Annotated in this window: 16 protein-coding genes, 1 tRNA gene and 1 pseudogene; 6 read left to right on the top strand and 12 right to left on the bottom strand. The window is 69.8% G+C overall.

The annotated features are described in order from the left end of the window. The first annotated feature begins 12 nt into the window (after nucleotides 1–12). Nucleotides 13–2,208, top strand: coding sequence for a PAS domain S-box protein (locus LXN57_RS32790; RefSeq protein WP_251802073.1), 2,196 nt, complete (start codon nucleotides 13–15; stop codon nucleotides 2,206–2,208). A gap of 32 nt (nucleotides 2,209–2,240) precedes the next feature. On the opposite strand, the gene LXN57_RS32785 is transcribed toward LXN57_RS32790, so the two are convergent. From LXN57_RS32785 to LXN57_RS32775, 3 genes are all read right to left on the bottom strand, one after another. Continuing rightward, entirely contained in the window at nucleotides 2,241–3,437 is a 1,197-nt protein-coding gene (locus LXN57_RS32785) for an HDOD domain-containing protein (RefSeq protein ID WP_251802072.1), read from the bottom strand. Then, nucleotides 3,434–5,575: a two-component system sensor histidine kinase NtrB gene (locus LXN57_RS32780; protein ID WP_251802071.1), complete on the bottom strand. Its 2,142-nt coding sequence runs from the start codon at nucleotides 5,573–5,575 to the stop codon at nucleotides 3,434–3,436. The genes LXN57_RS32785 and LXN57_RS32780 overlap by 4 nt, the downstream gene beginning before the upstream one ends. Nucleotides 5,576–5,734: 159 nt before the next feature. After that, nucleotides 5,735–7,594 carry a PP2C family protein-serine/threonine phosphatase gene (locus LXN57_RS32775; protein WP_251802070.1) on the bottom strand — a complete coding sequence of 620 codons (1,860 nt, stop codon included), beginning with the start codon at nucleotides 7,592–7,594 and terminating at the stop codon, nucleotides 5,735–5,737. Between the two features lie 554 nt (nucleotides 7,595–8,148). Here LXN57_RS32775 and LXN57_RS32770 point away from each other — a divergent pair. After that, nucleotides 8,149–8,394, top strand: a complete 246-nt coding sequence (locus tag LXN57_RS32770; RefSeq protein WP_251802069.1) for a hypothetical protein — start codon at nucleotides 8,149–8,151, stop codon at nucleotides 8,392–8,394. A 112-nt stretch (nucleotides 8,395–8,506) separates the two neighbouring features. Continuing rightward, a complete protein-coding gene (locus LXN57_RS32765) occupies nucleotides 8,507–9,976 on the top strand; it encodes a HAMP domain-containing methyl-accepting chemotaxis protein (RefSeq protein ID WP_251802068.1) in 1,470 nt (489 codons plus the stop codon). A gap of 106 nt (nucleotides 9,977–10,082) precedes the next feature. Here the strand turns inward: LXN57_RS32765 and LXN57_RS32760 are convergent, their stop codons facing one another. From LXN57_RS32760 to LXN57_RS32735, 6 genes are all read right to left on the bottom strand, one after another. After that, a complete protein-coding gene (locus LXN57_RS32760) occupies nucleotides 10,083–11,456 on the bottom strand; it encodes a serine hydrolase domain-containing protein (RefSeq protein ID WP_251802067.1) in 1,374 nt (457 codons plus the stop codon). A 223-nt stretch (nucleotides 11,457–11,679) separates the two neighbouring features. Next, the gene (locus LXN57_RS32755; RefSeq protein WP_251802066.1) at nucleotides 11,680–13,854 is read right to left on the bottom strand and encodes a transglutaminase TgpA family protein; all 2,175 of its coding nucleotides are present in this window, start codon (nucleotides 13,852–13,854) and stop codon (nucleotides 11,680–11,682) included. A gap of 41 nt (nucleotides 13,855–13,895) precedes the next feature. Further along, nucleotides 13,896–14,816, bottom strand: a complete 921-nt coding sequence (locus LXN57_RS32750; protein WP_251802065.1) for a DUF58 domain-containing protein — start codon at nucleotides 14,814–14,816, stop codon at nucleotides 13,896–13,898. A 401-nt stretch (nucleotides 14,817–15,217) separates the two neighbouring features. After that, the gene (locus LXN57_RS32745; protein WP_251802064.1) at nucleotides 15,218–16,207 is read right to left on the bottom strand and encodes an AAA family ATPase; all 990 of its coding nucleotides are present in this window, start codon (nucleotides 16,205–16,207) and stop codon (nucleotides 15,218–15,220) included. A 22-nt stretch (nucleotides 16,208–16,229) separates the two neighbouring features. After that, complete coding sequence (locus tag LXN57_RS32740; protein ID WP_251802063.1) at nucleotides 16,230–18,851, bottom strand: fibronectin type III domain-containing protein; 2,622 nt, start codon at nucleotides 18,849–18,851, stop codon at nucleotides 16,230–16,232. A 126-nt stretch (nucleotides 18,852–18,977) separates the two neighbouring features. Then, nucleotides 18,978–20,618 carry a tetratricopeptide repeat protein gene (locus tag LXN57_RS32735; protein ID WP_251802062.1) on the bottom strand — a complete coding sequence of 547 codons (1,641 nt, stop codon included), beginning with the start codon at nucleotides 20,616–20,618 and terminating at the stop codon, nucleotides 18,978–18,980. 183 nt (nucleotides 20,619–20,801) lie between these two features. On the opposite strand from LXN57_RS32735, the gene LXN57_RS32730 reads away from it, so the two are divergent. From LXN57_RS32730 to LXN57_RS32720, 3 genes are all read left to right on the top strand, one after another. Continuing rightward, nucleotides 20,802–20,886: transfer RNA gene (locus tag LXN57_RS32730), tRNA-Leu, on the top strand. Between the two features lie 72 nt (nucleotides 20,887–20,958). Then, entirely contained in the window at nucleotides 20,959–21,483 is a 525-nt protein-coding gene (locus tag LXN57_RS32725; RefSeq protein ID WP_251802061.1) for a hypothetical protein, read from the top strand. Then, a complete protein-coding gene (locus LXN57_RS32720; RefSeq protein WP_251802060.1) occupies nucleotides 21,483–22,517 on the top strand; it encodes a tyrosine-type recombinase/integrase in 1,035 nt (344 codons plus the stop codon). The genes LXN57_RS32725 and LXN57_RS32720 overlap by 1 nt, the downstream gene beginning before the upstream one ends. On the opposite strand, the gene LXN57_RS32715 is transcribed toward LXN57_RS32720, so the two are convergent. The 3 genes and pseudogenes from LXN57_RS32715 to LXN57_RS32705 form a co-directional block, all read right to left on the bottom strand. Beyond that, the gene (locus LXN57_RS32715; protein WP_251802059.1) at nucleotides 22,470–22,748 is read right to left on the bottom strand and encodes a hypothetical protein; all 279 of its coding nucleotides are present in this window, start codon (nucleotides 22,746–22,748) and stop codon (nucleotides 22,470–22,472) included. The two genes, LXN57_RS32720 and LXN57_RS32715, sit on opposite strands and share 48 nt — an antisense overlap. Further along, a complete protein-coding gene (locus LXN57_RS32710; RefSeq protein WP_251802058.1) occupies nucleotides 22,745–22,882 on the bottom strand; it encodes a hypothetical protein in 138 nt (45 codons plus the stop codon). Before LXN57_RS32710 ends, LXN57_RS32715 begins: the two co-directional genes overlap by 4 nt. Next, nucleotides 22,876–23,067: pseudogene (locus LXN57_RS32705) on the bottom strand (IS5/IS1182 family transposase); the annotation flags it as partial. The gene LXN57_RS32710 and the pseudogene LXN57_RS32705, both read right to left, overlap by 7 nt.

The raw sequence follows: 23,067 nt of genomic DNA, 5'->3' as shown, positions 1-23,067 counted from the left end.
GGAGCCGACACAGTGGATACCGGCATGGCGCTCGCCGCGCAGTCGACAGACGAGCTGCGGCGGACCGTCGAGGAACAGCGACGCACCATCGAGGCGCTCGTCACGGCTGCCGAGCGACGCACGGCGGGTGAGCCGGACAGCGCCGCGTTGGCGACCTGGCAACGGAATGCGATGCTGCAGCGGCGGCTCGCCGAGCGCACCGAGCGCATCCAGGCGACCGAGCAGCTTCTGCGCGCGGTCACCGACTCGATCGACGCCGGGCTGTGCATCCTCGATGACGACGGCCGGATCATCGACACCAACCAGGCGTGGAGCGCGATGCTCGCCCGGCTGTCCCACGGCTTTCCGGACGAGATCGGCTTCTTCGCCGTCGCCGCCGGTAGCACCGACGGGGCGGGCGAGCTCATGCGCGAAGCCGCCGCCGACGCCAGGCGCGTGCTGGCCGGACAGCCCAGCCGTTCCGCGTCCTGCCGTGAGATCGAGACCCGGCACGGGCCACGCTGGTGGCGGATGCAAGTCGCTCGCGTACTGGGTCATGGCGCCGCCCGCGCCGTCCTGACACTCACCGACGAGACCGCGGCGGTGCGGACACAGGAAGAGCTGCGCCGGGCCACCCGGGACGCGACTCGGCTGGCCCAGGTCGCCCGGCACATGGAGGACGCCGTCGTCATCTCCGACGCCGAAGGCCGCATCGAGTGGGTCAACGACGCGTTCACCGAGCTGAGCGGCTACACCCTCGCCGAGTGCGAGGGCCGCGAGCGAGTGCACATGCTCGGCGCCGACGACGTGCCGGACGTGGACGCCGAGGCCCTGATCGGGCTGGGGTCACAGGTGCTCCCCGAGTTCGAGACCCGCACCAAGGACGGCCGGCGCCGCTGGCTGCGCGTCGCGCTCTACCGCGTCGTCGACGACGACGACATCGTCCGCTGGGTCACCATCGAACGCGACGTCACCACCCGTCGCAACGCCGAACAGGCCAGCCTCGCCGCCAAGGAACAGGCCGAGGCGCTGGCGCACGAGCTGTCGGTGGAGAAGGCCGTTCTGACCGGTGTGATCTCCTCGATCCCGCATCTGATCTTCTGGAAAGATGCCCGCGGGTTCTATCAGGGACACAATGCCGCGTTCCTGGCCATGCGCGGGCTCGCCGCGGGCACCGACCTCACCGGCAAGCTGGAGAGCGACATCAGCGCCGGCGATGACCTCGGGTCCATCCTCACCGAACTCGAAGCCCAGGTGCTGGCCAGCAACAACCCCGTAGTCGACCACCATGTCACGGTGACCGGGCCGGACGGCCCGCCCCGCACCATCCTGATGAGTGTGCTGCCGCAACCCGAGGCGGGCGGGGTGATCGGCATCGGCGCCGACGTCACGCGGATCGGCGACCTCGAGCGCCACCTCAATCAGGCCAATCGGCTGGAGGCCATCGGTCAGCTCGCCGCCGGCATCGCCCACGAGATCAATACGCCGATCCAGTTCGTCTCGGACAACACCCGCTTCATCGAGCAGACGTTCGGCCAGATCGTGGAGCTGGTGCAGGACGCGCAAACCCGCTTCGCCGCGATCGACGAGGATTTCGCCCAGCGGCTGCGCGACGTCGATCTCGAGTTCCTGCTCGCCGAGGTCCCGACCGCGATCACCGAGTCGCTCGAAGGGCTCAGCCGGGTGGCGCAGATCGTGCGCGCCATGAAGGATTTCTCCCACCCCGGGCACGGACGCGGCGACGTCGACATCAACCGTGCGGTGGAGAGCACCGCCCAGGTCGCCCGCAACGAGTGGAAGTACCACGCGGAACTCACGCTCGACCTGGGCGACGACGTGGGCCTGGTGTCCTGCTACGAGGGTGAGTTCAAGCAGGTCATCCTCAACCTGATCGTCAACGCCGCACACGCCATCGAGGCGGCCTCGGCCCGGCGCGAGGGCGGCCTGGGACACATCACGATCCGCACCACACGCACGCCGTCCACGGTCGAGATCGCGGTCAGCGACGACGGCACCGGCATGGACGAGGCAACCCGGCTGCGCATCTTCGACCCCTTCTTCACCACGAAGGAGGTCGGCAAGGGCACCGGCCAGGGACTGAGCATGGCGTACGCCAGCATCGTGCAGAAACACGGCGGCACGATCCAGGTGGATTCCAGCCCCGGCGCCGGCACGACCTTCACCGTCACGATTCCCCTGCAGCCACAAGGCCCGGACGCCGACGCCTGACGTTCACCCCGCCACCAGGGCGGCGCCACCGGTCATCGCGGGGACGTCGCCCGCCAGCGTTCGACGACCTGCTGTTCTGCGGCGCCGATGTCCTGTCCGGCAAGAGTGTCCTGGTGACCGGGAGCTTCGCACATGGCACCGAAGTCAGCCTCCACGATCCGGTGGGCCAGTGCGACCGCGGAGCCCGGGTCGTCCACCTTCCGGCACACGTCGGCGCGTGCGTGTTCCGCCACCGCGGACACGACCGAGACCGGCAGGCCCCACAGATGAAGCAGGTTGGCGCCGGCCTCGCTGTGGCAGGTGCCGAACGCGGCCAGTTCGGCGACGTCCAGGGTGGTCGGTGACGCGTCCGCGTCTGCCCACACCCGGAGGACCGCGGGGTAGCCATCACCCCGCGATGACGCCAGCACCAGTTGCCCCACCTCGTGCAGCAGCCCGGCCGTGAACGCCTCGTGCTCCCACGGCGCGCCGTCGGCCAGTAGCCGCGCCAGACGCGAGGTCCGTACGGAATGTTCGGTGAGCTCTTGGATCCAGCGGGCGGGGAGCAGCCCTGCGGGGTCGAGACTACGCACCACGTCGTGCATCAGCACCAGGCCTCGTACGGTCGGCGGGCCGAGCAGCGCCACCGCCTGGGCCACGTCGCTGATCTGCTGACCCACCATGCTCGCGGAGGAGTTCGCCAACTGGAGCACCTTCGCCGTAGCGGCCGGGTCGTGCTCGATGACGGCGGCGATCGAGCCCGCCGATGAATCCTCCGCGTCCAGCACGGTGATCAGTTCGGGCAGGATGCTGGGCGCGCTCGGAAGCGACTGCACCATGGCAGCGTCACGGCGTGCCGAATCGTCACCGGAGGCCGCCTGGGCCGCGAGGAGCCGGTCCAGGGTCTGCACCAACTGCTCCCGGCTGGTGGGTTTGCTGAGGAACTGGTGCGACAGCGCGATGACGCGGAGCACGTTGTCCTCGCCGGTCTGCCCGGAGAGGATGACCCGGGCGGTGCCGGGATAGAGCGCACGGACGCGGCTGAGCAGGTCGCCGCCGTCCATGCCCGGCATTCGGAAATCGCTCACCACCACGTCGCACGGACGGTCCTGCATGGCCGCCAAAGCCTCCGCGCCGCCGGGCGCGAACGACATGTCCCATCGGTTTCGCTCGGTACGCAGCATGCGTCGCAGGCCGTCGAGGATGCGTGGCTCGTCGTCGACGAACATCACGTGGGGCTTGCCGGTCATACGGGAACCTCCGCCTGTGCCGCCGTGGACTCGGGTGTGTGACGCGAATCGATCGGCAACCGGACGGTGAAGACCGTGCCGGCTCCGTGCTCGCTGGTGAAGCTGATGGATCCGTGGTGCCGGTCAGCGATGAGGCGCCTGATCAGGGGCAGGCCCTGTCCCGTTCCCTGGCCGACCGGCTTGGTGGTGAAGAACGGGTCGAAGAGCTTGTCCGCGATCTCCGGGGGCACACCGGTGCCGGTGTCAGCCACGTCGATGACCGCCTCGTGACCGTCGAGCCGGGTGCTCACCCGAATCTCACCTCGGCCTCTGCCCGCCGCGCCGATGGCTTGCGCCGCGTTGACCACAAGATTGAGCACCGCCTGATTGATGTCCCCGATGTGGCACAGCACCGGGGGCAGCTTCGCCAGGTCGGTCTTGACGTCTGCCACGGTCCGGATCTCGTTGGCCGCGACCGTCAGCGCGTTCCTGATCGCCTCATTGAGGTCGGCGGGGCTCATGGTGTCGTTGCCGGAGTGCCCGAATGCCTTCATCGCCCGCACGATCGTGGCGACCCGGTCGACGCCCTCCAGGGTCTGACGGATCGCCGTCGGCGCCTCCTCCACGAGGAAGTCGACATCGAGCTCGATCATTCGTCGGGCGAGGTCCGCGTCGGCGTCCAGGCGTTCCCGGACCTCGGCCACCAGCGCCAGCAGGCCGGTCAGGGACTCGTCGAGAAATCTGATGTTGTCGCCGATGAACTGCATGGGCGTGTTGATCTCATGGGCGATGCCGGCGGCCAGGCGGCCGACGGACTCCAGTTTCTGGGCGTGCCGCAACTCCAGCTCGAGGCGCTGTCGCTCCGAGATGTCGCGGGCATTGAAGATCAGGCTGCGCGACCCGTCGTGTTCGGTCACGTAGGCCACGAACACTTCGAACTCGGTCCACGAGCCAGGATCGGGACCGCGCACCCGGCGGATCTGTGCGCCCCTCTGTTGCGGCGCCAACGCCGCGGCGAGATCGTCAGGATGGATGAGAGAGTGCAGCTCCCTGCCGGTCAGAGCCTCCCGCGGGATGCCGAGCAACCGGGCAGCGGCCGGGTTGGCGAATCGGATCGTCCCCTGCTCGCCGCACAGCAGAAGGGCATCGTGCGAGTGTTCCACCACGATGTTGAGCCGCGATCGCGTCAGGAGCCGGTCGAGGGTCAGCGCCGCCTCGTCAGCCAACGTGGAAAGGGAAGCGGAGAGGTCATCCTGCGGGCACCAGTCATACGTGACGACCAGCAGACCGAACACTTTGCCGCCGACGGCGAGCGGCGCCAGGTCCACGCGATCGGTCGCCGGGAGCCCCAGCTGGTCGGCGAACAGGGTCGCGTCAGCTCCGACGATCTGTGCATAGCCGCTCGGGCGCAGCGCTGCCTGGTGCGCCGGCCCGCTCGTGGCAAGGTTCACCGTGCGGTCGACCGCGTCCCGGCCCGCCACGCCGGCGTACCCGATCGGCCGCAATTCTCCCGCTGCGATCGTGCCCAGGACAGTTGCGCTGATGCTCCGATCCAAAGCGGCCACCGCTTCGGCCGCGGCCCGCGCGGCGTTCCCGCGGTCGCTGACTGCCGCGAACCTCGCGCCCGCAGCGGCGACGACCCGTTCGCGGAGCGCAGCCCTGTCTCGAGCCCCGATTCCCCGGGCCAGGGTGTGATTGATGATGAGGCCGACCAGAGCCGTCACCGTCAGCGGCACGGCGTCGGACAGGCTGAGGCTGTCGAAACCCACCCCGAGCCCCATGATGGCGACCACGCAGGTCGCCCCGAGCAATTGGTCGAGGCGACCGCCGTACAGCGCACGAAAATTGATCCACACGTAGAGCAGACCGATGGTGACGCCGAAGTTCGAAGCCGCAGCGACCAGGTACACACATGGAGCCTCGACAAGCCACAACGCCCGGGGAAACGTGCCACGCCGGTAGCCCCAGCACAGGCAGAGCTCAACCAAGACGATGGCGGCGACCGTCACGACGCGGGTTTCCCTGCCGGCGCCCTGTTCCACGCCGAAGACACCGACCAAGGACCAGAGCAGGCAGAACACCAGGAACAGGGAACGCACCTGTCCCAGCATCGAGGCGCCGTCGGCACCCGGGCGCAGCCACCGGCCTAGGTTGATCAAGAGGCTTCTCCCTGGCGATCCAATCCTCCAGATTCCCTATCGGCAGGGCCGGTCCGACGTGAAGGCGCTTCGCCGCGACATGGCCCCGGAGCTCCTGACCGTCATCTCAGCGCTCGAGCACTGGACGACGTACCTGGAGACGGGCCGGCGCGGTGAGCTCTACGCCGGTCGTACGGCCATGATGCAGGTGTCGTCCTCGGCGTTGGCCCGGCGGAACCGGCCGACGAGGTCGGTCAACGATGGGTCTTCGCCGGCATCGCGCAACGTCTGGATGGCCGCCGCGAATCCGTCGGCGAGGGGTTGTTCCCGGTGTTCGACCAGCCCGTCGGTGTAGAGCAGGAGCACGTCGGATTGGTTCAGGCGTACTGTCGCGGTGTCGTAGACGGGCTCGGGCAGGGCGCCGAGCAACGGGCCGCGGGGCCGGTTCAGCGCGGTGATGCTGCCTTCGTGGCTCAGCAGCGGTGGCGGGTGACCCGCTTGCGCCCAGACGAGTGTGCGATCGATCGGGTGGTAGCGGGCGATCACGGCCGTGGCGGTGGCGATGTTGTGGTCGCCGGCGCGCAGGAGCCTGTTCAGAAAGGACAGTAACTTCGCTGGGTCGGTTGTGGTCGTGATGCTCAGAGCCGCGAGGGCGTGACGCAGGCGTGCCATGGTGGTGGCAGCCTGGATGCCGTGCCCGGCTGCGTCACCGATGGCGATCAGGACGTGCCCGTCGCCCAGAGCGGCGGCGTGATACCAGTCCCCGCCCACCCGGCTGGCTTGCTCCGCGGGCAGGTACCGGACTGCGGCGTGCAGCCCGGGTAACTCGATGATTCCGTCTGGGATCGGCAGGATGATGTGTTGCAACTGGGCGGCGAGCTCGTCGCGGGCCCGCAGGCTCAGCCGGTGCTCGTGCAGCTGCAGCTCGATCCTGGCCAGGTCGGCTCGGTTGATCTCCTGAGCGGTCACGTCCTGGATGACGCCGAACACCTTGATCGGACGGCCGGTGGTGTCGCGTACCGCGTCGACGACGCACCGCAGGTGCTTGGTTCTGCCGCCGATGCGGGCGCGGTAGGTCATGTCCACGGTGTCACCGCGGCCGAAGGCGATGGCTCCTTGCTGATGGATCGGTTCGTCCTCGGCAAGCCACAGCGCCCGTGACTGCTGTCCGCTCAGCGGGCCGTCGGCGGGTTCTCGCTCGTAGATCCGATACATCTCGTCGGACCAGACGACCTCGCCGGAGAGCAGATCCCATTCACCCCAGCCGAGACGGCTGAGCCGTTCGGTCTGGGCGATCCGATCGCTGAGCCGGCTCTGGTCGTCCGGTCGTGTCCAGGTGTTGACCAGCCCGGGACCGACGGGGTGGATCTGCACAACCACCGGGACCGCGATCGTGGCCTCGCCGAAGGTGCGCTCGTAGGGCAGCGGTCCGACACGGCGTGGCGTCCGGTCGGCGAGGGTCTCCTGCCAGGCCAGCCAGATCGGCCCGCCGACGAGGCCGGGGTCCGCCTCGCTGACCAGACAGCCGATGAGTTCGTCGCCGCGGCGACCGGACGGGTCGACCACAGACTGGCTGACGGCCACGATGCCGAAATCGCGGATCCGCCCGTCCGGGTCACAGACCGGCGTCACCGCAGTGTGATTACCACCGACGGCCGCCAGCACCTGTTGGGTCGTACGGACCCAGCCGTTGTCGGCGGACATCTCGACTTCGGCCCGGCCCGGCTCGGCGGGCTGCTGCTGCACAAGTGGCCGGTCAGGCAGCACTTCCTCGATCGCGGCCCGGACCACGCGGGCGTCCAGCGGCAGCCCCGACTCCAAGGTGCTCAACACGTCGCCGGCGATCTCCTGCGCCGAGCATCCCTGCGCCTGGGCGATCCGCGAGATCTGTGTGTGGGCCTCGCTGACGCGGCAACCGACGCGACCGGCGATGAGGCCGGCCGCACGTTCCAGGAGCGCGTCCGCAGGAAGCTGGGCGCCGGCGATGGACGCGTCAAGCTCGGCCAGACGTCGCAGATAGTCGTGCGGCGAGTTCGCCATCTCAACCGCGATCCGGCCGCGATCGCCTCGGTGCCCCGATGCCTGACGAATCCATGAACTCCACCCCGACGAGGTCGCTTCGGACGTCCGGTGTATCGCGTGCCGATCAGCCAACTGGATCGCCGCTTGGTCGGTGTCGCCGGCAGCGGCCGCTTCGACAACCGTCGTCGAGTGGTGAAGGTCGTTCGACTCCGTCTGGTTGACTCAACGGTTGTCCCATCGCGTGATGGCGTGGTGTCGCACACCGAGTCCGATTGCGGCCCGACGGTGCGCCTGGATCCCCACTGCCGTCCACATGCGTTTCGGCACCCGGTAGGGGCTTTCCGAGCCTCGGTGCCCACCTCATCCAGCGGCTCGCAGAACGAGTGTCGGCGCGGCGACACCACGCGCACAGGCAATCGTGCGTACGGAGGGCCGTGGTTGAACCTTCAGCTGGAATCGCCGCTACGTCAGTGCAGATGCACGTGCAGAAGCTCGCGCCGCTGCGCGCGCACGGGGATGCTTGATGCATCCGGGGCCTTACTTGTGGGCTCCCGGCGACGACGGGGCGCGGCATGGAGCGAGAGAGCGGGTCCGGCGCACAGGTGTGGATCCTCGCGGAGACGGACTACCGGTTCGGCGCTGGTGAGCTGCGGATAGTCGTCAGCAGCGTCGACTGGTCACAGCCCCACGTACTCGACGGTGAGAGCTGGTACGACGTTCGCGGCACCGAGGTCACTGCGGATGGCCGTGTCATCGGTCCGCGGCAAACCATGGTGAAGGCCAGCCGGCTGAACGGCGCCCGAAAACGTCCGGATTAGTGGTCGATTCACGGACGGCGGCAGCTTGGTTTGCGACCATCATCCCAAGGTGCTGCGCCTCGAACAGCCGGACCGGCGCCACTGTGTGGTGACTCTGCGCCGAGGAGCAACGATGAAGAAAGCCAGAAGCACCTTCAGCACCAGGCTGGTCGGCGGTTTCGCGTTGGTGGTGGGCTTGGCTGTGCTGATGGGTACGGTGGGCGTCATCGCGTTGGCGGCCGTGACGAACAGCAAGGACGACGTGATCGCGTCCGCCACCCTCCGCCTGTCATACAGCGAGCAGCTCAGCACCCTGACCGACCAACGGATCGCCGACCACCGCGCCTATCTGTTGACCGGAAGCCCCGAGGACCTGACGGCCATCGCTCGGGACCGCGACCAAATGCTGGAAAAGGTCGCTCGGTTACGGGAGTTGCTCACCGATCCGGTCGAGTTGGAGCTTTCGGCGAAGGTGTCCCAGGCCGAGCAGGTGTACACGGCAGCGCTGGACCCCACGGTGGAGCAGCGCAAATCGCTCACCAGCCTGCGGAATCTCTCGCAGCTCAACGCCGGCGCGGTGGGGCCGGCACGAGAAGCCCTGCAGAAGGCCATCGCTGACCTCCTCGCTCGCACCCAGGCCGACGTGGAACAGAGCCGTGCGGCGTCGTCGCGGACCGCCGTCAACGCCATCGTGGTGGTCTGCGTCCTTGGCGGCATTTCCATCGCCTCGGCCGTGGTGATCTCGGCGCGGCTCCGGCGCGGGCTGCGCCGGGAGATCGGCGCCGCCGTCGCGCACATCCAGAGTTCGTCGGCCCAGCTCGAGGCGGCCGCGACCCAGCAGGCTTCGGGCGGCCGGGACCAGGCCGGAGCCATGAACGACATCACGGCAACGATCAGCGAGTTGCTCATCACCTCGAGGCGGATCGCGGACAACGCCCAGCGGGTTTCGGAGATCGCCGGCGAAACGGCGGAGGCCGCCCGCAACGGTGATGCCACCATCGAGCAGACCCGGGCATCGATCTACGCGATCCGCACCCAGGTCGACCAGATCGTGGGGCACATGCTGGCGCTGGGCGAGAAGTCCCAGCAGATCGGTGCCGTTGTAGACCTGGTGGCGGAGTTGGCCGAGCAGACCAACATCCTCGCCATCAACGCGACCATCGAGGCCAGCGACGCGGGGGAGTGGGGACGCCGGTTCACCGTGGTGGCCGAGGACATCCGCAAGCTCGCCGACCGCACCGCCGGGTCCGCCAAACAGATCCGCACGCTCATCGAGGACGTACGCGGCGCCGTGACCACGACCGTGACGACCACGGAGGCCGGCGCCAATGCGGTCGACTCCGGCGTACGGAAGTTCGGCGACGCCACTTCTTCCTTCCGCCGCATCGCCGGCCTCGTCACGACGGCCGGCGATGCCAGCCGCGAGATCGAACTGTCCACCAAGCAGCAGACCTCCGCGGTCGAGCAGGTCAACGTGGCCGCGTCGGACACGGCCCGGGTCAGCCATGAGACTGAGGTCAGCGCCCTGCAGACCAAGCAGACCGCGGCTCACCTCTCCTTGCTCTCAAGCGACCTGCAGAAGCTGATCGGCGCCGACCATTGAGGCGAACGGCACCGTCGCCGGCTGCTGCCGGAGGGCGCCGGCACTGACATGCAGCACGACATGCGCCGGCCGGGGCCCGCAGGCCCCGGCCGTCACGAACTGCTGCTCAGTGCCAGGCGTTGTCGAACGCGTCGAGCAGGACGGCGCACGGGCTCGGGTAGTCGCCGCGGCTGTTGACCAGCAGCGACGCGTCGACCTGGATGTGGAACGACATGGCGCAGCTGCGCATCCCCCGGTTGCCGGACTGCGTCCACGAGCCGTTGTGGCCGTGGTAGGTGCCGTAGGCGCCGTCGTAGGAGTACATGCCGACGTTGTCGTCGACCATCAGCTTGCGCGCGTCCGCCGAGATCACCTTCTCGGTGTAGCGGATGTGCGACAGGAACGAGGTGATCCCGTTGGCGGACATGTTGTAGCCGTAGCCGCCGCAGCCGGTGGTGTAGTCCTGCGGGCCCCAGCCGGCTTGGCCGCCGGTCGGATACGCGTACAGCTTGGTCGGGTTGGCGTCGGAGTTGGCGCAGCCCACTGGGGCCTTGGCCAGCGCCAGGACCGGCTTGAGGTGACCGAGGAACACGATCCCGGTCAGGTAGTCGATCTGCGCCTTGGTGATGTTGGCCGGCGGCGCGTCGTACAGCGGGCTCAGGTCCACCCCGTACGCGATCTTCGGCACCATGATGCGGAAGATGCTGAAGTTCATGTTCGCGTACTTGAAGCCCTTGGACCCCAGGTCCTGGCCGATCGCGATGCGGATGTTGTCCCACGCGCCGGTCGACTTGCCGCCGGTGGTGCCGGTGGCGGTCTGGTAGTTCTGCAGCAGGCCGCTGGTGTGGGTCATCAGCTGCCTGAACGTGATCTTGTCGACGTCGGCGCCGCGCTTCCAGGCCGACGGCAGCCACGGCCCGATTCCGCTGTCGACCGAGATGTTCTTCTGCTCCAGCAGGCGCAGCACGGCCGCCGCGGTGACCGGCTTGCTGACGCTGGCGATGGTCATCGCCTTGGTGGCCGACTGGGCGGTGACCGGGTTGTCCGGCGCCACCCGCGCGGAGCCGACTCCGGCCTGCCGGTCCAGCTGGCCGGCCTTGCCGATCGAGTACGCGTATCCGACGGTCTTGCCGGTCAGCGCGGCCCGCAGGTTGCGCTCGAACCAGGCCATGTCGAACGTCGTGCCCGGCGTTGCGACCTTGCCGGACCGCGGCCGGTCGGCCTCCTCGGCGGTGAGGTCGAGGCTGCTCGGATCGGCTGCTGGGGTGGCGCGCTGCAGCCCCGCCAGGGTGCCGTCGGCTTCCAGCTCGCGCAGGGAGATGTGCCGTCCGACCTGATCGAGCAGGCGTTGCAGCTCCGGCGACAGGCCGGTGGTGAAGGGGGGCACGGCCGGCCGGGCATGGGCGGGGGCACTCACCGCGGCGATGCCGCCGGCGCCGAGCAGCAAGGCGGTGACGGCGGCTTTCACCCGGACCGACCTGCGGGGATGGCTGGTGCGCATGTGACTCTCTTCCTCAACGGTTGCCGCGACGGTGCGGCTGGAAAGAATCAATCACGCAAGAGACCTGGTGGTGCCGCCTTTTCCGCGAATCAACCCAGCAGCCGAGGTGGACCGCCAGCGGCCGGTCGTTGCCGAACGGTGGATGCGGAATGCATGCCCGATTCCGACCAACGCGGCGCCTGGTGTGCGGTGGCCTGGGAGACTGGGCGAGGCTGACCGGAGCTCACCGGCGCCAGCGCAGGGGGCCGGGGTGGATGGTCCACCACAGGCGGCGCCACCGGGAGCGGCGGGCTCGTAGTTCGGTGGCGTACGCGACGGCTTGGTCGCCGGCCTTCGCGGCCTGGATGTCGTCGGCTGAGCCGGGTGCGAAGCCGACCGTGTTGATGCCGGCGACCAGCTCGTCCAGGGGCGGCATTTCGCCTGCGGCGGGCTCCGGCACGGCCTTTCGCAGGCGCTTGCGGGGTGGTTCCGGTTTCCCCGCGTACGCCGCCGCCTCCGTGGCCGCCAGATGCGGGGGCACCGGCTGACCGGCCAGTCGCAGCGCGTCCCGGAATTCGGCCCACGCTCCCGTGATCCGGTCGTCCGGGCTGCCCGCGAACAGCCGGCGCCGGCGCAGCGAGCGCCGCAGAAGCACGATGGCCCCGGCCGCCGCGACCAGCGCCAGCAACACCGACCCGGACGCGCCGCCCGCCACCAGCGCCGCGGACGGTCCTTCGCCCGGCTTGGCCGCGAGCGCCGCGGGCGGCCCCGACGAGGGAGTCTCCGAGGGCGGCGGCTCCGACGGCGGGGTCGGTGGCTTGGTCGGCTTCGGGGTGAAGTCCTCCTCGACCGGGCGCGGGTTCTTGTCCTTCGGCATCGGGTCGAACGCCACCCAGCCCAGCCCGTCGAACAGCACCTCGGGCCAGGCGAGCGCGCTGCCCGCGGTGACTATTCCGCCCGCGGCGGGCGCGTCGAAGCCCACCACGACCCGGCTGGGCAGCCCGGTGAGCCGGGCGAGCAGCGCGAACGACGCCGCGAACTGCTCGGACGTGCCGACCTGCCCACCCTGTTGCCGCGGCCCGAACAGGAAGAAGTTCAGATTGGGGAACGCGTGCCCGCTGGGGGCGTCGGCGACCTTGCGGTAGTGCTCGGCCAGGAACTCCTCGATGGTGATGGCCCGGTCGAACGCGGCCCCGTTGTCCTCGGCGAGCTGGTCGGCCAGGCGCTGGATCTGCGGCGGGATCTCCGAGGCGCCCAGGGCCAGGTAGCGGGCCACCGCGTCCCCGGACGGCACGTCGGCGGTCGGCAGCAGGTTGAGGTCCGGTGTCTGCAGTTCGGACGTGACCGCGTACCGCAGACCTGGTGTCAGCCCCTCGGGCCGGATCATCGTGCCGGTCGACGCGTCGAACGCCACCCGCGCCCCGTCCACCCCGGTCGGCGTGGGCACGACCGGCAGCAGCCGCCCGGTCAGCCCGTCCACGATGACGGTCTGCCGCACCTCGGTGATCTGAGCGTCCGGCATCCTCGGCTGAGCCGGCAGAATGCGCCCCGCGTTGCGATAGGTGGCGCCGACCCGCCAGGTCACTCCGTCGTAGTCCGGCAGCACCGCGAGCCGCAGCCGCAGCCGTTTGCCGGGTGCGGCCGACGCCTTCGAGACCTTCAGCAGCGGCTCCTTGGGCGTGAGCGCCCATCCCGAGATCCGGTTGAGCGGGCTCTCGTCCAGGCTGTCCACTTGAGGCGGCTCGACGTACTGCCGGGGGTCCACCGGCGTGGACCCGACCCGCCCGCCGATCCACGGCCCCACGGCCACGATGAGCACCAGCACGGCCGCCAGCCCCGCCCCGGCACTGACCAACGCCCGTCCCCGAGCCTTGTTACCCACCGTCCCGCCCGTCGGTGTGGCGTCCCGGGCGCTGGCGGCCAGCGCGACCACTGCGAGCACCGCGAAGACAACGGTGGTGGTCCCCGCCGAATCGGCATTGGGCCCCACCACATAGAGCGAACCACCGTAAAGCCCGGCCACCGGTACGAGCCCCAGCAGCACCCGGCCGGCCCGGACCGCGATCTCGGCGCCCGCCAACCCCGCCAGCCAGGCCGCGACGACCGGCACGACAACGGTGTCCGGCGTCGGCTCCACCGGAATCAAGGCCGTGAGCAGCCGCGGAATCCCGTTCTCCAGGCTCTCCCGGACGATCCGCATCGGCGGTCCGGTCAGCTCGGCCTGATTGGCCGCGATCAGCAGGGCCAAGACGGTGTAGCCGCCCAGCAGCACGGCCGAGAGCGGCGCCACCACCCAGTTGGGCAGCCGCCGACAGGCGAGACTCAGCCCGACCGATCCGATTGCCGCCCCCGCCACCAGTTCCAGCAGCAGAGCCCCGGCGAAGATCCGTCCCAGCACGACCCCCGACAGCGAGATCATCCCCGCCAGGGCCGCCGTCACAACGGCAGCGCGAATCCACCTCACCATCCGCGGACCCCGTCCCAGGCGGCGGCGAACTCGTTGCCGTCGGCGGCCTCGATGACGATCAGGCCGTCGCCCGCCGAGACCGGGGCGCCGTCGCGGTCGCCGAACAGGCCGGCCATCACCACGGGGTAGGGGCCGCGCAGTGCGCTCACCGCGCCCAGGTCCTCGCGACCGCCGGGCCCGGTGAGGAACACCAGTGTGTCGCCGAGCCGCTGAGCCCGTACGCGTCGCAAGGTCGCCGCCAGATCGCCCGGCCGCAGCGTCGCCCGGGTGAGCACGTCGAGGTAGGGCCCGCTCGCGACGTCGGTGACCAGGTGCAGGCTGACCGGGATGTCCTCGCGCACGGCCGCGGCCACGATGGACGCCGCAGCCTCGCAGGCCGCCTCGAACGACTCGGCCGTCCCGTCCCGCAGCTCCGGATGCGCGGAAGCCCGGTCGTCGAGCAGCACGACGATCGTCGGCTCGGACGTGTCGAGCTGCTCGCGCACCATCAGCTCGCCCACCTTGGCGCTGGACCGCCAGTGCACCCGGCGCAGCTCGTCCCCGATCACGTACTCGCGCAGCGTGTCGAACGTGATCGTCCCGTGCGGCACCTTGTCGATGCGCCCGTCGAGGCTGCGGGCCATCCCGGCCGGTACCGCCCGCAGCAGATGAATCCGCGGGTGCACCCACACTTCAGCGAGCCCGCCGTACGTACGGGCCAGCGTCACCAGCCCGAGCGGATCCCCCCGGGTGACCCGCAACGGCCCGATCGGCACGATGCCCCGCCGGCTGGTCGGCACCGGATACCCGACGGTCGTGTCCCGCCCCGGCCGCAACCGCAGCAGCGGCACCGGAACCGCCCGGCTCCCGCACCGATCCGAGGCCACCAGGTTGGCGGCCCGCAGCCGGCTCGTGTTCCGCACGGTGAGCGTCATCCGAGCCGCCTCACCCCGGGCGACCCGGTCCGGCTCAGCTACCCGCTCCACTCCGAGCCGGGGCCGCCACGAAGCGAACCCCACCGCACACACGAGAGCGACGCCCGCCGCGGCCCCCAACATCGCCAGATCCGGGTACCCGTAACGGAATCCCGCCACCAACAGCCCCGCTGCGGCCGCCGCGATCCCGTACCCGCGGGCTGTGATCCCGGTCAGGTCACGCCACTGCCGAAGACCGCCGACTGCCCGCCCGGCCGCGCCCTGCTGCCGGGGTCGCGTCGCACCCAAACCGGGCGTGTCTGCGGGCCCCGCGTCGGCAGATCCGGTGGGGGAGAAGCCGCCGCCGGTCGGCGGAGCGCTGCCGACCGGCAGCGGCGGCTCTCCCGGGGGCGTGGGCGTGCTCACGCCCCGGCCGTGACGCGGGTCGTGTCGGGCAGCGGCACAGGTACCGACCGCACCGCGTCCTGCAGCACCTCGCTCGCCGTCACCCCGCGCAGCTGGGCGTCGGCCGAGAGCAGCACGCGGTGCGCGAACACCGGCTCGATCAGCGTCTTGAAGTCCTCGGGCAGCACGTACCCGCGGGCGTTGATCAGCGCGTACGCGCAGGCGGCCCGGGTCAGCGCGATCACTCCACGCGGGCTGACCCCGACCCGCACCTGCGGGTGGTTGCGGGTGGCGGCGGCCAGCCGCACCGCGTACGTGTAGAGCGGGTCGGCGATGTGCACCCGGGTCGCCATGCGGACCATCTCGCCGACCACCGCCGTGTCGGTGATCGGCTCCAGCGCGTCGGGGGAGCGCAGCGCCGCCCCGCGCAACACCTCGACCTCGACGTCTTCGCTCGGGTAGCCGACCGACAGCTTCACCAAGAACCGGTCGAGCTGCGCCTCGGGCAGCCGGTAGGTGCCGTCCATCTCGACCGGGTTCTGCGTGGCCACCACCAGGAAGGGCTGCGGCACCGGGTGCGGCACGCCGTCGACGGTGACGCGGCGCTCCTCCATCACCTCGAGCAGGGCCGATTGCGTCTTGGGCGACGCCCGGTTGATCTCGTCGGCGATGACGATGTTCGCGAACACCGGCCCCGGGTGGAACTCGAACCCGCGCGAGGCCTGGTTGAAGATCGTCACGCCGGACACGTCGGAGGGCAGCAGGTCGGGCGTGAACTGGATGCGCCGCCACTGCCCCTGAATCGACGCCGCCAGGGCGCGGGCCAGCGTCGTCTTGCCCACGCCGGGCACGTCCTCGAGCAGCACGTGTCCCTGCGCGAACATCGCGGTGAGCGCGAGCCGCACCACCTCCGGCTTGCCGAGCACGACCGCGCCGATCCTCTCGGCGAGCGCGGCCGCCACCTCGGCGAAGCCGTTGATGTGCTGCGGCGGCAGTGGTTCCGTCACTTGTGTTCCCCAGTAGCTCAGCTCAGCAGGTCGGCAGGTTGTTCAGGTTGTCCCCGCCTTCGAGGTTCAGCCACGCCCACGGGATGTAGTTCTTGCCGCTGTAGTTGACCTGAACCCACCAGGTGCTGCGCTTCTCGTTGTTGTAGATGTAGGCGTACACCGATTCGCCGGACTTCTTGCAGTACGCCTGCAGCCGCGTTCCCGGCTTGGCCCAGCCGACCTGCCGGTCGTCGTCCTGCTTGGTGACGCTGAAGATCTCGTTGCCGTTGCGGCCGTCGCGATCCTTGTCGCAGTACGTCGCGGTCTCGCCCTCCTGGCCGTTCTTGCAGGTGGCGACGCCGAAGAGCGCATCGGTGGTGGCCGTCGAGGTCTCCTTGACCGTGCCGGCCGCGTTCTTGGCGGTCACCGTGAACGTGTACCGCGTGCTCGGCTTGAGCCCGTTGACCTTGATGCCGGTGCACGCGCCGGACACCGCGGCGACACCGTTGGCCGCGGCCGTGCAACTGGCCGTGCCGCCGCCCGCGTCCACGCTGAACCGCACCGTCGCCGTGTTGAACGTCGGGTCCACCCCGGTGATCGTGATCCGCGGCAGCGCGACCGTCTTGGCGGTGGCCGTGCCCGGCTCGCTCTCGCCGGCCTCGTTGACCGCGCGCACCTCGACCGCGACCGTGGCGCCGGACTCGAACCCGGTCAGCGTGGCCGCCGTGCCGCCGGTGACATCCAGGCTCTTGTCGCCCGCGCTGACCACGTACTTGGTGATCGGGCGCCCGTTGTCCGCCGAGGGCTGCCACGCCACCGAGATGGAGCCGGCCTGGTCGCCGGCAGTCGCCGCGTCGGTGCCCTCGGGCGTGCCCGGCTTGGTGAACGGCACGACGCTGCCGCTGACCGGCGACGCCTTCGATCCGGCCCCGCGCTCGTTGACCGACACGACCGTGAAGGCGTACTGCTTGCCGTACTCGAGCTCGCCGTCCTTGATGGTCAGCGAGGCCTCGGTGGCCTCGCCGATCGGAGCGCTGCCGCCCTCGCTGATCGCGGTCACCGTGTAGCGGCGGATGTCGAGTCCCTGCCCGTTGGCCGGCGGCCAGGTCACCACGACGGATCCGTCCGGCTTGGCCTCGGCGGTCACCGCGGTCGGCGCGTCGGGCACCTCGGAGGTGGGCCGCACGGAGTTGCTCGTCCGCGCCGGGCCCTCGCCCTTCTTGTTCACCGCGCGCACCGAGAACTCGTACGTCTGCCCGTTGACCAGCCCCGTCACGGTGAGCGCGCGCTGGTCGGCGCCGACCTGGAAGCTGCGGCCCGCACCGGTCACGACGTAGCGGGTGATCGCGGCGCCGTTGTCGCGCGCGGCCTGCCAGGTCACCCGGGCTTCGGCGTTGCCGGCGGCGGCCCGCACGTTGCGCGGGGCGCTCGGCTTGGTGACGACCGGCTTCTTGGGCTTGGGCGGCGGGGGAGGAGCCTCCGGCGGCGCGGGCGGTGCGTCGCCCCCGAGCACGTCGTCGGCGTACTTGTCGACGGTCCGCACCCCGTGCGAGCTGTCCACGACCCGCGCGGTCGACGAACTCGGCGCGTTGATGAACAGGTAGCCCTCGCGCACCTCGAGCTCGAGCGGCCCGCCCGGGTTGCGGAAGCCGATGTCCTTCTGCCGTTTGCCCGCCGAGTCGAACACGCGGACCGCGCCGGTCGCGTCGGCCACGTAGAAGTAGCCCTTCCAGGCCACCGCCGGTTGCAGGTTCTCGCCGTCGCCCGGAACCGCGAAGTCGCTGCGGAACCCGTTGTCACCGGCCACATAGACGTGTCGCGCGTCGGGCACGGTCACCGGCACGCGTTCGCCGTCGGTGTGCGGGGCGAGCGTGCCCGGCCCCGGCAGCGGCAGCGTGACGCTGGCGAAGGACGGCTGGTTGCCCAGCACGGTGTGCAGCTTGTTGTTGGTGCGGTCGAGCACGGCCACGCCGTCCTCGAGGGTCGAGAGCGTGAGGTCGTGTGCCGGGTCGGCCACGGTCTCCGTACGTACGCGCTGGGGTTCGTTCTTGACCGGCGCGGAGGGGGAGGTGGCCGCCGGTGTGATCGCCGTGACCGTGCCCTCGCTGGGCGCCGCGACCCACAGCCGGCCCTTGCCGTCGAAGACCCCGCCCGCGACACCCGGCGGGAACCGCAGCGGATTGCCCACCTTGCCGAGCGTGCGCGGGTCGAGCTGCTGCACCTGCCCCTGCACGGTGTCGATCACGAACACCGAGTCTTCATGCAGCGCGACCCGCACCCCGATGCCCGAGGTGGAGGAGGCGCTCCAGAACTCCTGCAGCGTGGTCAGGTCCATCGACCCGATCGCGCCGGTGTTCACGTCCCGCAGGATCACGAAGCGGTCGTTCTGCACGATCTGCACCTGGTGGCCGCGGGCCTTGGGCACGTCGACCCGCGTGTCGACCTTGGCGGTCACCCCGTTGATCCGCGCGACCTCGCCCTTGGTCTTGCTCCAGACCCACGACGCGGAGTCGAAACTGGCGACGGCCTGGTCGGCCGAACCCAGCCCCAGCACGGTGAGCGCGAGGCCACCAGCCAGACTCAGGACGGTGCCCACAGTGACCAGATAGCCGCGGCGCCTGCGGCGCTTCGGTTGGTCGACGGTCACCTCGTCTGCGCTGGTCACTGCCACTTCCTCCCCGTTGGAACCCGGAACGCAGGCCATCATAGGGGAGTGCGGCAGGCGTCGATACCCGCTGTGGATAAGGACGGTAGCGCAGAGTGATCATCTCTTCCGGAGAGTCACCAGCATCTATCGTGGAGTAGCCGAAGCCCGGCTGGTGCACGCCTGCGGCGACGTGGCGAACTGATTCCCGCTGTAGACGGCGACAACCGCGAAGCAGTAGTTGACGGTGGCATTGAGCCCAGTCATCTCGAACGATGTCTGCCCAGGTCCGACCGTCCCGACCGGCTTCAATTCCTGCGCCGGCCGCCCCATGATGACCATGAAGGACACGGTGGCCCGGGTCGGATCCGTCCAGGTGACGCCGACCGTGGCCCCGGTGTCCCGCAGCCGCACATCGGTGGGCGCCGGCCCCGCCAGAGTTGGCACATTGTCATTGTCAGACGAGTCACTCGTCCGGCTGGCCAGCACGAAGACCAGCGCCGCAACAGCAATGACGGCCGCCAGCACCGCCGCCACAGCGGCGAAAACCCCGAGCCCCTTACGCCCGGCGGGGCTGTCGCTTGCTTGCACGTACGGGCCAGAGCCGCCGGACGGGTACGCAGGCGCGAACACTTGGCCCGCACCCGGCGCCTCGGGGTAACCCGACCCGTGCGGATACGGCTCACCCGGCATGGTCGCGTAGGGGCCACCGCTGCCCGGCGCGCCCGGGTAGGCCGGCTCCCCGCGCAGCGTCCCCGGATAGGGGCCTCCGCTCGACGGCACGCCCGGATGGGCGGGATCGCCGTACGGCGGCCCCGCATAGCCGCCATCGTCAGGGTAGAAGGGGCCGACGGGTGGCGCGCTGTGGAAGGCTCCTCCGCTGGCGGGCGCGTTCGGGTGGGGCGGGGCGGCTTCATTACCGGACGCGCCCGGGCGGAGTCGGTTGCTTTCGCTGGCGGGCGTGGCCACGCCTGTGACCGGTGCGCCGGGGTAAGCGGGAGTGCCGGGCGCCGTGCTCGGGTCGGGTCGCGTACTCGGGTGGGCGGTTGCGCTGAACGGCGTGCCCTGGGTGGCCGGCGTAGTTGGCTGGATCGCCTCGGACCGCTGGGCCGGTATCTGACGGTTGTGCGGGTAAGGCGCGGACGACCCGGATCGCGGGTCGATGGCCGGCTGCGCGATCGTCGGCTGCTCGACCGGCGCCCGCCGGGGCCCGCTGACCATCTCGGGCGCGGTCCAGACCTGCTGGTTGGCGTCCGACGGCGGCAGCACCTCACCGCGCCGAGGCTCCGGAGGCACGGCCTCAAACACGGTGGTCGGCGCATCACCCACAGGCGCAGCGCTTTTCCCCCGTACGTCTAATTGGTCCGGCCCCAGATAGGCCCGAGCCCGGGCAACCGCCCAGTGCCCGGCCCCCAACGCGCCCGGCCCCAACTCAGCTACCCGGGAGAAGGCCTTACGAGCCTCGTGCCGATTTCCCAGCTCCTCGGCCACCACCCCGATGTCGTGCGAAATCTGCAACATGAGCGGATCCGAGTCCCCCAGCCGCCACTGCCCAGCCGCGTAAGCCTCCTCCAGCACCCGCCGGGCCGCCATCGGATCATCGCTCTGCTGAAGCACCCGCCCCAGCTCGAAGCCGGTGAGAAGAACGTCCGGATCATCCTCGGAAAGATTGATCTTCCCCAGCTCCACCGCCTGCTCGAGCATGGCCCGGGCCCCCGCCAGATCCCCCGACGAGGCAAGTGCAAGAGCCCGCTGCCGAGCGGGAGCAAGAGGCGATGGCTGCGACACGCAGGCCATGCTGCCCGCAACAGAACGCCCAGGCCACCCCACCCCACTCAACCCGGGCGTATGCCCCCTTTTGTCCCCACCCCCACCCTCCCTGCAACCCCCGCCCGAGGCCGTGTAAAGTTCTTTCCTGTGCGGCCCGCTGGGACGCCGACCTAAGTCGGCCCTCAATAGGCAGCAATGCAGGTCCGGGTGGCGGAATGGCAGACGCGCTAGCTTGAGGTGCTAGTGCCCTTTATCGGGCGTGGGGGTTCAAGTCCCCCTCCGGACACAACCTTGTCGCATCCGTGCGTTATTCAACGTACTGGTGGTCAGGCATGCCTGACCACGCAAATCGCCCATCTTGGGTACGGTCAAGATCGGTCACCTCGCTTGGGCGGGGGATGCCGTGAGCGATCAATCTCGATCCGCGGTCATCCCGCCGGTCATCCCTGCCCGCTCCGCCGAGGTGCCGGCCTGGAACCAGCGTGGTGCACTGGCCGCCCGGCCGCCTCTGCCGTTGCTCAAGCTCGAACGGAAGCGGGTCGGCACTGCCGTTTACGGGCTGAGCACGCTGGACACCGGCGGGCGCATCTCGGACAAGGCGATCATGACGGCGCTGGGCTGGAAGCCGAACGAACGCCTCGATATCCGAGTCAGCCAAGGATTGATCGCGATTTTCGCTGATAGCCGGGGCATCTTCCGTGTGAAGGCTCGCGGCTTTGTGAATCTGCCGATTGCGGCTCGCCGGTGGTGCGAGCTGGGGGTGGGAAGCCGGGTGCTGTTGGCTGCTTACCCCGAGGGTGGTCTGCTGGTGGTGCACCCGCCGGTCGTTCTGGACGAGGTTGTCGCCCAGGTCTTCAACGAGGCGTGGGGAGCTGGCGCCTGATGGAGGAGCCGAGGCTCGATCAGTCGACTGTTGACGCGGCCCGGATGCTGCTGGAGCGGATGGGAATCTCGCCGAACGATCTTGTGGCCGGCGCGCCGGTGCGGCCTACAGCGCCGACATTTGCTGAGTATGTGCCGGTGGTGTCGGCGTCGGTGTCGGCGGGGCTACGGAAGGCATACGGCACGTATTGGGCCCGGGCGGTCGAACGCTGGGGCGATCGGCGTATAGATCAAGTAAATCCGTCGGAGATCCGCACGTTGATCGCCGACGTCAAGGCCAAACGGGTGCAGCGGCGTAACGGCCGGGGCGGGCGCAGCGCGGAGGAACACGTCATCTCCGCGTTGCGGTGCCTGTACCGGCGGGCCACCGCTGATGGGTTCATGACCGAGGCGGAGAACCCGGCGCTGAAGGTCGCGAAACCGAAGCGGCTGGCGTCGACGCGTCGGGCGTTGCCGGACAGCCGGTTGTCGGAGCTGTACGAGGTGGCGGTGAGCAGTGGCGACGATCCCGAGCTCGACGGGCTGCTGATCCGGTTGCATGTGGAGACCGCGTGCCGGCGTGGTGGTGCGCTGGGTTTGCGGCCGGTGGATCTCGATGCGGAGCAGTGCCTGATCCTGCTGCGGGAGAAGGGCGGGACGTTTCGGTGGCAGCCGGTGTCACCGACGTTGATGCATCATCTGCAGGCGCATGCCGTACAGCGGAAGGCTCCGCCAACCGGGCAGCTGCTGCGGTATCGCAACCGTCAGGAGATCACGTACCGGCGCTACGACCACCTGTGGGTGCGGATCGGGGCGCGGCTGCCGTGGGTGGCGGCGCAACAGATTAGTGCGCATTGGTTGCGGCACACGACGATCACCTGGGTGGAACGCAACTTCGGGTACGCGGTGGCGCGCGCGTATGCGGGCCATGCCGAGACGACCGGTAGTGATATTGGCGCCACTGCTGGATATGTGAAGGCGAGCATGCATGAGCTGGCGGACGCGTTGTCAGCGCTGACGGGAGAGCAGCATCCGCTCGGCTCTGCTCCGCGGTAGGTCGATGGCTGGCCCTAACCTGATTTGGCTGGGGTCAGCCGTCCTGTTTTCTGAGCCCGGCTCGGCGTCGGCCAGGGGGTGGGGTTCGCCGGTGAGGGCGGCGAGGGCTTGGGCGACTTCGTGGATGTCGGCGCGGACGTAGGTGGCGGTGACGCCGATGTCGCGGCCGGTGTTGTGGCCGGCATAGGCGCGGGCGACCGCATACCCGAAATTGCGCTCGACCCACGTCAAGGTGGTGTGCCGTAGCCAGTGATGCTGACCTGCTGGGTGGCTACCCAGGGCAGGTGATTGCCGAGGCGTTGCCACAGGTAGTCGTATCGGCGGCGGGTGATCGGCTGGCCGTTGCAGTGAGCTGATCTCAGCAAGATCCGGTTAGGTATTTGTATTCGAAATGGGTGAGGTGCAGCGCGGCGGTGACGATGTCGCCGATCCGGCGTGGGCTGATCGTGGTGCGGCGCAGGGCTTTCCAGCGGCCGATGAGGATCGCGAAGCCGCGTTCGCCTTGCCAGCGCAGGCCGCGCAGGAGCCGGTTGTAGGTGCGGTTGTCGAC

It is taken from the genome of Paractinoplanes hotanensis, assembly GCF_023717965.1.
Classification (GTDB): Bacteria; Actinomycetota; Actinomycetes; order Mycobacteriales; family Micromonosporaceae; genus Actinoplanes; species Actinoplanes polyasparticus.
The sequence above is the reverse complement of the archived record's forward strand: the minus strand, read 5'-3'. Positions and strand labels throughout refer to the sequence as shown.